12 protein-coding genes are annotated in these 12682 nt (G+C 59.5%); 7 read left to right on the top strand and 5 right to left on the bottom strand.

The genetic code is table 11. The annotated features are described in order from the left end of the window. On the top strand, nt 1-635 hold a 635-nt coding region (locus ABYA88_RS13430; RefSeq protein WP_373187880.1), incomplete at its 5' end, for a uroporphyrinogen-III synthase. On the opposite strand, the gene ABYA88_RS13425 is transcribed toward ABYA88_RS13430, so the two are convergent. Further along, complete coding sequence (locus ABYA88_RS13425; RefSeq protein ID WP_373187879.1) at nt 632-2149, bottom strand: amidase; 1518 nt, start codon at nt 2147-2149, stop codon at nt 632-634. The two genes, ABYA88_RS13430 and ABYA88_RS13425, sit on opposite strands and share 4 nt — an antisense overlap. Before the next feature lie 157 nt (nt 2150-2306). On the opposite strand from ABYA88_RS13425, the gene ABYA88_RS13420 reads away from it, so the two are divergent. The 5 genes from ABYA88_RS13420 to ABYA88_RS13400 all read left to right on the top strand — a co-directional run bounded on the left by ABYA88_RS13420 (nt 2307) and on the right by ABYA88_RS13400 (nt 7727). Continuing rightward, on the top strand, nt 2307-4742 hold the full coding sequence (locus ABYA88_RS13420) for a Lon protease family protein (RefSeq protein ID WP_373187878.1): 2436 nt from the start codon (nt 2307-2309) through the stop codon (nt 4740-4742). Nucleotides 4743-5141: 399 nt separating this feature from the next. Next, nucleotides 5142-5663, top strand: coding sequence for a TIGR00645 family protein (locus tag ABYA88_RS13415; protein WP_373187877.1), 522 nt, complete (start codon nt 5142-5144; stop codon nt 5661-5663). A gap of 68 nt (nt 5664-5731) precedes the next feature. Continuing rightward, nucleotides 5732-6046: a DUF6482 family protein gene (locus ABYA88_RS13410; RefSeq protein ID WP_373187875.1), complete on the top strand. Its 315-nt coding sequence runs from the start codon at nt 5732-5734 to the stop codon at nt 6044-6046. After that, complete coding sequence (locus tag ABYA88_RS13405; RefSeq protein ID WP_373187874.1) at nt 6043-7584, top strand: cryptochrome/photolyase family protein; 1542 nt, start codon at nt 6043-6045, stop codon at nt 7582-7584. Before ABYA88_RS13410 ends, ABYA88_RS13405 begins: the two co-directional genes overlap by 4 nt. Then, nucleotides 7581-7727 (top strand): DUF2256 domain-containing protein, encoded by a 147-nt coding sequence (locus ABYA88_RS13400; RefSeq protein ID WP_373187872.1) that lies wholly within the window; start codon nt 7581-7583, stop codon nt 7725-7727. Before ABYA88_RS13405 ends, ABYA88_RS13400 begins: the two co-directional genes overlap by 4 nt. A 19-nt stretch (nt 7728-7746) precedes the next feature. Here ABYA88_RS13400 and ABYA88_RS13395 read toward each other — a convergent pair whose 3' ends face one another. From ABYA88_RS13395 to ABYA88_RS13380, 4 genes are all read right to left on the bottom strand, one after another. Then, nucleotides 7747-8880 (bottom strand): methyltransferase, encoded by a 1134-nt coding sequence (locus ABYA88_RS13395; protein WP_373187870.1) that lies wholly within the window; start codon nt 8878-8880, stop codon nt 7747-7749. Nucleotides 8881-8956: 76 nt separating this feature from the next. Next, entirely contained in the window at nt 8957-9370 is a 414-nt protein-coding gene (gene mscL / locus ABYA88_RS13390; protein ID WP_373187868.1) for a large-conductance mechanosensitive channel protein MscL, read from the bottom strand. A gap of 44 nt (nt 9371-9414) precedes the next feature. Next, nucleotides 9415-10866: a polyphosphate:AMP phosphotransferase gene (gene pap, locus ABYA88_RS13385; protein WP_373187867.1), complete on the bottom strand. Its 1452-nt coding sequence runs from the start codon at nt 10864-10866 to the stop codon at nt 9415-9417. Continuing rightward, complete coding sequence (locus tag ABYA88_RS13380) at nt 10859-11623, bottom strand: EAL domain-containing protein (RefSeq protein WP_373187866.1); 765 nt, start codon at nt 11621-11623, stop codon at nt 10859-10861. Before ABYA88_RS13380 ends, pap begins: the two co-directional genes overlap by 8 nt. Nucleotides 11624-11759: 136 nt before the next feature. Between ABYA88_RS13380 and radA the strand changes: the two genes are divergently transcribed. Then, nucleotides 11760-12682: DNA repair protein RadA (gene radA / locus ABYA88_RS13375; RefSeq protein ID WP_373187865.1), on the top strand; the 923-nt coding region annotated here is incomplete at its 3' end.

Below are 12682 nucleotides of genomic sequence, written 5' to 3'. Positions count from 1 at the left end.
TGCTCACCGGCGAAGGTCTGCGACGTATGCTGGGTACGGCGGAGCGCGCAGGCGGTAGCCTGCGCGAGGATTTTATCGCCAAGCTCGGTCAGGTGCGCAAGCTCACCCGGGGTCCGAAGCCAGGCACCGCGCTGCGCAGTATCGGGCTCAAATCCGATCTCGTTGCACTGGAGCCTACCACCGAAGGCGTGATCCGCACGCTGCAGGCCGAGAACCTGCAAGGCCGACGGGTTGCAGTACAGCTATACGGCACAGAGCCGAATCTGCCGCTTATTGATTTTCTGCGTGAAGCGGGCGCGGAGGTCAGCAGCGTCGCTCCCTACGTATATGCCGACGATGTGGAAGACGCACGGGTGGAAGAACTGGTGTCGGCTATTCTGGATGGGCAGCTCGATGCGGTTGCCTTTACCAGTGCCACTCAGGTGCGCCGCCTGTTTCAGATCGGTCGGCGGCAGTGCGGTGAGCAGGCGCTGCTTGATGGGCTGGGACAGCTGAAGGTTGCCGCAGTCGGGCCGGTGGTGGCCGATGAATTGCGTGAACGCGGCGTGCGGGTCGATCTGATGCCGGAAAGCAGCTTCTTTATGAAGCCGCTGGTCAGGGAGCTGGTCAAGTCGCTCGGTCCGGCAACTGATTAAGAGCTCTGTTTTTCGAGCCTGCTGATTGGCGGGCGTTTGTCCGCCCAGGGCTGCGCCTGCTCTAACTGGCTGGCCAGTTGCAGTAGCAGGGGCTCGCTGGCCGAGGGGCCGCAGAACTGCACGCCCAGTGGCAGCCCGTCTGCCGTCCAGTGCAGCGGCACCGTCATCGCCGGGGTGCCGGTGAGATTGGCGAGCTGGGTAAAGGGCACATAGGTGAGGTTCTTGCGCGCCATGTCCTCGACCATGTTATCCATCACGCCCCAGCGTGCCAGCAGCGGCAGCAAGCCGCTGGCCAGCAGCCAGCGCATTGCGCGTTCCTGGCCGGAGGGTATTTTCGCCTGTTCATGGCGTATGGGCGGATGGGCGATGGCCGGCGTGAGATACAGATCATGCTGCTGATAGAAAGTCCCCAGGGCCTGGCTGAACTGATTCCATTGGCGATGGCTGTTGATGTAGCTTGCACTGGTCATCCCTCGGCCAAACGCCGCCAGGGTGCGGGTCAGCAGTTCGAATTCCTCGTCGCGGGCGCCGTTCTGTCGCGCCTGGTCAAGCGTCGCCGCGACCTGGCCGAAATACATGTTGAGATAACAACGCGCCAACGCCTGACCGTCATAGTCGGGCTCTGCTTCAACCACTTCATGACCCAGTGAGCGCAAAACCTTCACTGCATTCTCCACAGCCTGCACCGCTTCTGGATGCACCGGTGTGTCCACCGGCGAGCGGGTGCTGTAACCAATCCGCAATACGCCGGGATCGCGCCGCGACAGATCGCGGAAAGATTCCTGTGGTGCGGTGATTATAAAAGGATCGCCCTGAGCCGGGCCCGCGAGTACGTCCATGGCCAGGGCCGCGTCGCGGACGCTGCGGCACACCACCAGGTCGCTGGAGGCGCCCTCCCATATCTCGCTATGCGCCGGCCCCACGGAAACGCGGCCTCGGCTGGGCCTCAGGCCAAAAAGTCCGCAGCAGGCGGCGGGAATGCGGATCGAGCCTCCGCCGTCATTGGCGCCGGCGATCGGCACCATACCGGCGGCCACCGCAGCCGCTGATCCACCACTTGATCCGCCCGGTGTTCTGCTGGTATCCCAGGGATTGTTCGTGCGGCCAAAGGCTTCGGGATCGGTAACGCCCTTGAGGGCCAGTTCCGGCGTGTTGCTCTTGCCGATTATTACCGCCCCGGCGTCGAGCAGGCGTTGCACGATATGCGAATGGCGGGCGGCGGGGGTACGGCTGAAAACGGTGCTGCCGTTGCCGGTGGGCAGGCCGGCATAATCCTGTATCGCATCCTTGATCAACATGGGCACGCCCGCCAGGGGGCCGCTTAGCTGTTGTCCGGCGCGCTCCCTGGCCAGCTCGAACATCGGCTGGCACACCGCATTGAGCTGAGGGTTGAGGCGGTGATACTGGCTTATGGCAATATCCAGCAGTTCGGTGGCATTGGTCGCGCCTGAAGCGACCTGTTCAGCGAGACCGGTAGCATCGCTGTCGACGTATTCCTGCACAGATAGAGACATGCGCTCGGCACCTTCTTATATGTTTGAGTAATTACTCTAATAGAACGCGATTGCAGGTCCGGTCGTCAAGTCAAACGCCGCTTTGCCCTTGTCAGCGGAAGCTGACAGGGCAACAATGCCGCATTGCATGCCAACCAACTCCTTTCAAGGACGCTTGATGACCAACACTGCCAACGCTCTGCGCCTGCTGCCCGAACAGCTCACAGCACCAATCGACCTGGACAGCATGGGATTTACTACCACCGACGATCTGGAACCCTTTCTCGGGATTCTCGGTCAGGACCGCGCGGTAGAGGCTTTGCAGTTCGGCGTGGCAATGCATCGTTCGGGCTACAACGTGTTCGTCATGGGCGACCCGGGCACCGGGCGCTTCTCCTACGTGATGCGCTATCTCAAGGCCGAGGCCAAGCGGCAGATCACGCCGCAGGATTGTCTGTACGTGAATAACTTCGACGAGCCGCGTGAGCCCTGGGTTCTGAATCTGTCACCCGGTACCGCCAACGAACTGCTGGAAGACATAAACCGGCTTATCGACAATCTGCTGGCGACCTTCCCCGCGGTCTTCGAGCATCCGGCGTTTCAGCAGAAGAAAAGTGCAATCGACCGGGGCTTCAACCAGCGTTATGACCGCGCGATCGATTCGGTCGAGCGCAAGGCGCTGGAGAAGAAGATTGCTGTCTACCGCGATGCCCAGAACATCGCGTTCACTCCGATGAAAGACGGCAAGGCCCTGGACGAAGCAGAATTCGCGCAGTTGCCCGAGGAGGAGCGCGAGCGTTTTCATGTGGATATTGCGACGCTCGAAGAGGTGCTGAACGAAGCGCTTTCCAGTCTGCCCCAGTGGAAGCGCGAATCCAGCAACCAGTTGCGCGAGCTGAACGAGCAGACGATCACCGACTCGATCAAACCGATCCTCGAGCCGTTGTTGGAGAAATACAGCGGAAACGACGCGGTATGCGAATACATTAATCTGCTTCGCCAGAATCTGTTGAAAACCGTGGTCGAGCTGCTGGTTGACGAGCGCGCGCTCGAGCCCAGGCCCGAGGCCTACAAGAAGCAGCTGCTGACCGAGCAATATTGCCCGAGCCTGGTAGTCGGCCATGCAGACAGTGGTGGTGCGCCGGTAGTACATGAACCGCATCCCTCATACGACAACCTGTTCGGGCGCATCGAATACAGCTCCGAGCAGGGTGCGCTGATCACCAGCTACCGACATATACGCCCGGGTGCCCTGCACCGCGCTAATGGTGGCTATCTGGTGCTGGAGGCCGAAAAGCTGTTGGGTGAGCCCTTTGTCTGGGACGCGCTGAAGCGCGCGCTGCAATCACGCCAGTTGAAGATGGAATCGCCCTGGGCCGACATGGGCCGACTGACAACGGTGACGCTCACGCCTGAAGTCATTCCACTGGCGGTCAAGGTGGTTATCATTGGCTCGCGGCATCTCTATTACACGCTTCAGGACCTGGATCCGGACTTTCAGGAGATGTTTCGGGTACTGGTCGATTTTGACGAGGACCTGCCGCGGACAGCCGAAAGCATCGAGAGCATGGCGCAGTTGCTCAAGACGCGTACATCCGAGGAGGGCATCGCACCGCTGACGGCCGCCGCAGTGGCACGGGTAATGACTCATAGTGCGCGGCTGGCTGAGCATCAGCAGCGTCTCTCTGCGCGGATCAGTGACATCTTCCAGCTGGTGGCCGAGGCTGACTTCACCCGGCAGTTGGCCGGCGATGCGCTGATCGATACCGCGCACATCGAGCGGGCTCTTCAGGCCAAGGAAGCCCGCACTGGCCGTGTCAGTGCCCGCATCCGGGAAGATATGCTCTCGGGGGTGATCCTGATCGACACCGATGGCGCCGAGGTTGGCAAGTGTAACGGCCTTACCGTACTGGAGGTGGGCGATTCAGTGTTCGGCGTACCAGCGCGGATCAGTGCGACCGTTTACCCTGGTGGCAGCGGTATCGTCGACATCGAGCGCGAGGTGGAGCTCGGCCAACCGATCCACTCCAAGGGCGTGATGATTCTGACCGGTTACCTGGGCAGTCGTTATGCGCAGCATTTCCCCCTGGAGATTTCTGCCAGCATCGCGCTGGAGCAGTCCTATGGATATGTGGATGGCGACAGTGCCTCCCTGGGTGAGGTCTGCGCACTGATGTCTGCGCTGTCGCGCACGCCGCTGAAGCAGGGCTTCGCGATTACCGGCTCGATCAACCAGTTCGGTGAAGTGCAGGCTGTGGGTGGCGTCAACGAGAAGATTGAGGGTTTCTTCCGCCTGTGCCTGGCCCGTGGGCTGACCGGCGAGCAGGGTGCTATCATCCCGCGCGCTAACGTGCCCAACCTGATGCTGGACCAGAGCGTGCTTGATGCGGTGGAGGCGGGCATGTTCAATATCTATGCAGTCAGTCAGGTCGATCAGGCAATGGGGCTATTGGCCGGCGAGGAAACCGGCGTCGCCGACAAGGCCGGGCACTATCCCGATGGCACCATCAATTCACGGGTAGTCGGGCGCCTGCGTGAGATTGCCGAACTGCAGCGCGACGACGACAATAGCTCGACCGACCATTGCGAATCGAAACCGGCCGGTCGCGCTTGATCACTCGATGAGCAATCGCGCGAACCACAGCCCAGACAAGCCGCGTAGCCTTGTTTCCCATGTTTACCAACAGAGTTATCCACAGATCATGTGGAACAAATAAACGGTTGATACGGTTTCTGGGGTTGTCAATACCCCAGATCAGTGAGGCGATAAAAGCACGATATGAGCAGGGCGCGATCCGTGATTTGCGGCTGCAGCCACCATGAATGGCGACCAACGCTTGTTTGAATATTAAAATGAGCTTTTCTGGCTATTTTTTGTACTTTGGCAAGGATCACCGCACTACTCGGGCTCGCAGCGCCTTTAAAACCAACTGCCCACAGAGTTATCCACAGTAACTGTGAACAACTTGCCCGCCCTGCGGGCATCTCAAATCAAACGAAGGTATCAACGAGTATGGAACGCGCACTGGAAACACTGTTGTATGCAGCCCGCTGGATTCTGGCCCCGATTTATCTCGGCCTGTCGCTGGCCCTTTTCGCCTTGGCGGTCAAGTTCTTTCAGGAGGTCGTTCATCTGCTACCCAATCTTTTCGCGATTGCCGAGGCGGATCTGATTCTGGTTGTCTTGTCGCTGGTCGATATGGCGCTGGTAGGGGGGTTGCTGGTGATGGTGATGATCTCCGGCTATGAGAACTTCGTTTCGCAGCTTGATATCAAGGAAGGTCAGGAAAAGCTGGCATGGCTCGGCAAGATGGATTCCAGCTCGCTGAAGATGAAAGTGGCTGCCTCGATCGTTGCCATTTCCTCGATCCACCTGCTCAAGGTGTTCATGAATGCGCAGAACATCCCCAACGACAAGATGATGTGGTACGTGATCATCCACATGACCTTCGTGGTATCGGCATTCGGTATGGGACTGCTGGACAAGATCGCCAAGACAGAGAGTGCCGTGATGGCGAAAAAGGACAATATGTAACATCTGTAAATGGAGGCCAGCGGTGTGCGGAGCTATAGTTTCCGTCACATGTGTAAAGGAGTCCGCTAATGACCCTCGACGATTTGCAGAAGCTGGCCGGCGAAGGCCAAGTCATCGAATTGAATGTGCTCTCCCATGAGGGCTCCATCTATCTGGTCGAGGCGGTCCTGGACGATCGCCGCTACATGCTCAAGAAGAATGCAGACGACAAAAGCCCCTGGACATTCAGCGGGCTCGAGGTGGCGCGCAACACGCTCAAGAACGTGCCCCTCGAAACAATCAATCTGGTACACAAGAACGTTTATGACGAGATCGGACCCTCGCAAGAGCATTCCAGCGAAGGGGCTCCCGAGATGCGCCTGACCATGCCTCTACGTCCGTGACCCGCCATCTTATTCTGGTGCTGGGCGATCAACTCAGCCACCAACTGGTTACCCTGCGCGACGCCGATCCGGAAAAGGATCGCATATTGATGGCAGAGGTTCGGGAAGAGGGCCGGTACGTACCTCACCATCCCAAGAAGATCCTGTTGATCCTTTCTGCCATGCGGCACTTCGCCGGAGAGCTGGAGGAGCGCGGTTTTGCTGTTGATTACGTCAAACTGGATGAGAAGGACAATACCGGCTCGCTGACCGGGGAATTGCAGCGCGCCCGCAGTCGGCTCAAGCCGGAAGGTATATTGCTTTGCGAACCCGGCGAATGGCGGTTGCTCGATGCTTTTCGGGCACTGCAGGATGACTGGGCGGAGCTGCAGCTGATCGAGGACGATCGATTCTTCTGCAGCCATCAGCGTTTTGCCGACTGGGCTGGCGAGCGCAAACAGCTGCGCATGGAGTTCTTCTACCGCGAGATGCGCAAGGATCAGCAACTGCTGCTGGACGCCGCAGGCGGTCCGGAAGGCGGAAGCTGGAATTTCGATGCTGAGAACCGCAAGGCCCTGCCGGACGATGCGTGCATCCCGTCGCAGCCGCATTTTCCCCCCGACAACACAACACGTGAGGTGGAACAGGTGGTGGCCGCGCACTTCGGCGAGCATTACGGCCAGCTCGATGGCTTTGATTACCCGGTGACCGCAAAGGATGCCGAGGGCCTGTGGGAGGCTTTTCTCGAGCAGGGAATGCCGCACTTTGGTGATTACCAGGACGCGATGGCCGATCACCAGCCGTTTCTGTTTCACGCGCGAATTGCCGCGGCGATGAACATCGGCCTGCTCGATCCGCGCAAGGTCTGTCTCGACGTTCAGGCGGCCTATCAGGGCGGTGACATTCCGCTGAATGCAGCAGAAGGGTTCATTCGACAGATACTTGGCTGGCGCGAATATGTGCGCGGCATCTATTGGCTGCTGATGCCCGGTTATGCTGAAAACAACACACTGGGCAATACGCGCGATCTGCCGGAATTCTACTGGACTGGCAAGACCCGCATGCGTTGCATGCAGCAGGCCATAGGCCAGACGCTGGAACACGCTTATGCCCATCATATTCAACGCCTGATGGTGACCGGCAATTTCGCGCTGCTGGCGGGTATCGAGCCGAAACAGATCTGCGACTGGTACCTGGCGGTCTACATGGATGCGTTCGACTGGGTCGAGCTGCCCAACACACTGGGTATGGTGATGCATGCCGATGGCGGTTACCTGGGCTCCAAGCCCTATTGCTCGAGCGGACAATACATCAAGCGCATGTCCAACCATTGTCAGGGCTGCAGCTACAAGGTTACCGAGAAAACCGGGGAAAAGGCCTGCCCGTTCAATTCCCTCTACTGGCACTTCCTGATGCGCCACCGTGATCAGTTCAAGAGTAACCACCGGATGAAAATGATCTACGGCACGCTTGATCGGATGACCGAAAAGAATCAGCAGGCGTTGTGGGACTGGGGCGAAAAACTGCTCCAGCGCCTGGACGATGGCGAGGCGCTGTGAGGAAGAAGGCCAATCTGCCGAGTAAAGTCTGCGTTCAGTGTGGCCTGCCTTTCAGCTGGCGCCGGAAATGGCAGCGCTGCTGGGAGGAGGTCAGATACTGCTCCGAGCGCTGCCGGCGGCACAGGGTCAAGCCCGCCGACTAGGCCGCCAGGGTGGGCGGTTTCAGTGACTGGCCTTGAGAACCACGAATTTCGGATTCGCAGCCAGTTGTTCGACCTTGTCGAAGTTTGCCCGCAGCTTCACGTGATAGCCCAGATGCCGGTTGCCGACCACCATCAGACTACCCTGGGCGTCGAGCACCTCGCTGCTCTGGGCAAACAGGCGTTTGGCCGCTTCATCGCCCACTGCCTGTTGCTGGTGGAAGGGTGGATTGCACAGCACCAGGCCGGCGCTGTCGGCTGCCATATCCGTCAGGCCGTCGCAGACCACAAACTCGGCGCTGCGTCCGGGGAAGGCCCGGCTGAAATTCAGCCGCGCCGAGGCAACGGCCGCATGGGATTCATCGACGAATACCAGTTGCGCGTCGGGATTGAGCTGCGCGGCCCGTATACCCAAGGCGCCGTTGCCACAGCCCAGATCGATGATGCGCTGCCCATCCAGCCCGGTAGGCAGGGTCTCGAGGAGCAGTCGGGTACCGTTGTCGAGTTTTTCCCGGGAGAATACGCCTGGCAGATTGATCAGTTCCTCATCGCCGCCCGGCAAAGGGTAGCTAGTGGTTAGATCGGTCTTCGCCGGGGTAAGAGACGGGTCGAGCGCCGCGGTGAGCAAGCGAGCCTTTTTCCAGGCCAGGGAGGCCTGATAGGGGCCGATGTGCTTTGCCAGCAGGTCGCCGGCGGCATGGGGCAGATGCTTGACCATTGCTCCTGCGATGACGGTGGCGTCATCCGTCAGATGCTCGCGCAAACGGGCAAGCTGATCTTCAAGCAACGTCAGACTTTTTGGCACGCGGATCAGCACCCGCTGATAAGGCCCCTGCGGTGGCTGCTGGCTATCGATGAAATGCACCGCGTCGGCTGCAAGCCCGTTGTTTGCCAGGTTGGCCTGCAGGGCCAGTCTGGAAAGCTCGGAATCGCTCCAGCTATGCGGTTTGTGTTGCGGGCTGGCTTTCGCCAGCGCACAGGCCAGGGTGCCGAAGTGATCATTTATCACCAGCACCGGCAGATCCGCGGCGGGTTGCTCTGCCAGGGTTTGCAGCAGATAGACGTCTGCGGTGTCAAACGCCTGCAGCGTCGGGTTGTCGGTAACGGGGTAGCGTTCGAGCTCCAGAGAGCCGAACGCGGTGGTGCATGTTTGCATGGGGGGTGCCGCTTTATAAGGGATCGGGAAATCACTGGCCGGCAGTATAGCGCAGATGTCAGTAGCGGTTGGCTTGCTACTGGCGCTGTTGCTGGAGCAGGTCGCGAATCTCGCTCAGCAGTATTTCCTGCTTGCTCTGGGTTTCCACCGGCGGCGATACAGGCTGCTCGACCTCCTTGCGCTTGAGGTTGTTCATCACATTGACCGCGACGAAGATGGCTGCCGCCACGATCAGGAAGTCGACCACGCTCTGGATGAACAGACCGTAACCCAGGGTGACTGCCGGCAACTCGCCCTGTGCATCCCTGAGTACAATGGCCAGGTCGGCGAAATCGACGCCGCCAATCAGCAAGCCCAATGGGGGCATCACCACATTGGCTACAAAAGACGAAACGACTTTGCCGAAGGCAGCGCCGATGATGATACCGATCGCCATTTCGACAACGTTTCCACGCAGCGCAAATGCCTTGAATTCATTAAGTACACGCATGAGAAGGACTCCTGTGACATGGGATGCAGAGCTGTTATCGGCAGTCAGTCTAGCGCCTGCTCCAGGGTTTCGCAGACGATCTTCAAAGCCTCGATGCGCCCGTGCTTTTTGTTCTCGCTGGAGATCAGGTGCCAGGGTGCGTTTTCGGTACTGGTGAACTCGAGCATGTCATGCACCGCGTCGCGGTAGGCTGGCCATTTTTCGCGATTGCGCCAGTCTTCATCGGTCAGCTTGTAGCGTTTGAGCGGCGATTCTTCTCGGGCATTGAACCGGTCGAGCTGTTCTTCGGGGGTGATCGCCAGCCAGAACTTGATTACCAGCGTGCCGGCCTGCCGCAGCTGCTGCTCGAAATCATTGATTTCGCCATAGGCACGCTGCCATTGCGCCGGAGTGCAGAAGCCCTCCACGCGTTCGACCAGCACCCTGCCATAGTAGCTACGGTCAAACACGACGATGGTGCCGGGTCGGGGGATCCGTCGCCAGAAGCGCATCAGATAGGGCTGCAGCTTCTCTTCGTCGGTGGGCGCCCGGGTGCCGTGCACGCGCAGAAAGCGCGGATCCAGGCACTGGGTAATGCGCCTTATGGTGCCGCCCTTGCCGGCAGCATCGGTGCCTTCAAAAACCAGTAGCAGACTGCGGCGGGCGAAACCAGGATGTTTGAGCAACTCGCGCAAGCGATTCTGGTAGTGCTCGAGAAGGGCTTTGTAGTCATCCTTGGACAGCGCCTGACTGTAGTCGAGTTCGTCGAGCCGCGGTCGGGTGGACGGAATCCAGCTGCGCGGGATGGCTGTTTGCTTCTCGTCATTCAAGCACGAGCGGAGGGTATCCAGCAGCAGTTGGCCAATTTCAAGATCCCTTTGCCCGGCGTCGCGCCCGGCCACCCTGATCCAGGGGGCGCCACCGACGGAGGTCAGATCGATCATCAATTGGGCTGCACTGCGGACCTTTTGATAATCGGCAGCACTGAAATCTGACCACTCGCGCATCGCAATGGTTTCGGACGTCTGCGTTTTCTCGCTTCTGGCCTGCCCATCCTCGTCCTCGGCGTCGAGATGCAACCAGAGTTTGAGCACCGTGGCGCCTTCGTGCACCAGCAGCCGCTCAAAACGCAGGATGTCCTGCATCTGCGCGGTAAAGCGTTTGACGGAAGTCTCGCCCCGGCTGAATTTTCTCAGCGGCTGGTGGTACCAGGAGCCCAGATAGAAACCGATCTCCCCGGCCAGTGGCAGTGCCCGACAATAACGCCAGAATGGCGGCATCTGCTTTTCCAGCCCGCGGGGCAGAGCGAAGGCCCGGGTATTGAGAAAGCGGTTATCCAGCCATTGATAGAAGGTATCGATTACCTCCGCCTTCCCGGCAAAATCGTTGCCGGCAATGAGCAACAGAACCGGTCCCTTGCCTGCCTTGCGCAATTCAAACTGGGCTTCCAGCAGTTGCTCGTTGAGCTCGGCGAAGAGGTCCTTGCCGGACGTGCCGCTATTGGCGTTATCAGGCATCGACCGGCCAGTTGATCTCGGGAAGGTGTTCGAATCCGGGCTTCGCAAACAGATAGCCCTGGAACAGGAAAACGCCCATCGAACGCAGTATGTCCAACTCTTCCCGGCTCTCTACGCCCTCGGCAATCACGTCGATACTCAGTGCCTCACACACACCGAGGATTCCGCGCACGATCGCCTGGCGAACCGGATCATGGTCGATATCACGTACTATCTCCATGTCGAGCTTGATGATGTCGGGCTGAAACTCGGCCAACAGATTGAGACCAGAGTAGCCGGCACCGAAATCGTCGATAGCCGTCTTGAAGCCCTGGCGCTTGTATTCGGTGATGATGCTCTTGAGATGCTCCTTGTCGACCAGCCGTTCGTTCTCGGTGATCTCGAATATCAGCCGGTCGGTAGGAAAATTGTAGCGGCGTGCGGCTTCGAGGGTAGCGCGGATGCAGGTCGCCGCCTTGTATACCGCGTTGGGCAGAAAGTTGATGCTGACAAAGCAGGGAATCTTCAGGCGCGCAGCCAGCTCCACAGCTTTTACCCGGCACGACTGGTCGAACACATAGCGGTTTTCTTCGGTCACGCGCGAGAGAATGCTCCAGGCCCCGGCGCCATCGGTGCCGCGAACCAGGGCCTCGTAGGCAAAGACGCTGTTGTCGCGGGTGTCAACGATCGGTTGAAACGCCATGGTGAAGTCAAAGGGAAGGGGTTCGTTTTCCTGGCAGGCTTTGCAGGGCTTGGGAATTTCAATCTCGGTCGGCATACAATGGTCTCTTGTTCAGATACGGGCAGAGTATAGCCGAAGATGCTGGTGGCCATTGGCCTGTCGTGCCAGTCGTCTCCGCTGCCCGGCGGTATCATCCGAAATTAACACCTTTGTTTCGCCACCGGGGATTTTCATGGCAAAAAACAAGCGCATTTACGGCTGCACCGAGTGCGGCGCGACGTCTTCCAAGTGGGCCGGGCAATGCGGCGAATGCCAGGCTTGGAATACCCTGGTGGAGACTGTTGTCGATGTTACCCCAACTGGCGGCAGCGGCCCTTCGACGGGACGCAGTGGGCATTGGGCTGGGCAGGCTGCACAGGTTCGCACGCTGGCGGAGGTATCCACCGAAGAAGTGCCGCGCCAGCCCAGCGGGTCTTCGGAGCTGGATCGGGTGTTGGGTGGCGGGCTGGTCTCCGGATCGGTGGTGCTGATCGGCGGTGATCCGGGGATAGGCAAGTCGACTATTTTGTTGCAAACCTTGTGTCAGCTCGCCGAGAGCATGCCGGCGTTGTATGTCACCGGCGAGGAATCACAGCAGCAGGTTGCAATGCGGGCCAGACGTCTGGACCTGCCGAAGGAGCGTCTGCGGGTAATGACCGAAACCTGCATCGAGAGCATCATTGCCACTGCGCGGCTGGAAAAACCGCGGGTGATGGTGGTGGACTCGATCCAGACGATATTCACCGAGCAGTTGCAGTCAGCACCGGGTGGCGTTGCCCAGGTGCGCGAGAGTGCGGCATTGCTGGTGCGCTATGCCAAGCAGAGCGGTACGGCGATCTTCCTGGTGGGGCACGTGACCAAGGAAGGATCCCTGGCCGGCCCCCGGGTGCTGGAGCACATGGTGGATACCGTACTGTATTTCGAGGGCGAGTCCGATGGTCGCCTGCGCATGCTGCGGGCGGTCAAGAACCGCTTTGGTGCAGTCAACGAACTGGGCGTGTTCGCGATGACCGATAAGGGGCTGAAAGAAGTATCCAACCCCTCGGCGATTTTCCTCTCGCGTTACGAGACGCCGATCCCCGGCAGTGTGGTGATGTCCACCTGGGAGGGCTCGCG

The sequence above is a fragment of the Halopseudomonas sp. genome, assembly GCF_041579695.1.
GTDB lineage: Bacteria > Pseudomonadota > Gammaproteobacteria > Pseudomonadales > Pseudomonadaceae > Halopseudomonas.
This window is presented reverse-complemented; position numbering and strand designations above follow the sequence as displayed.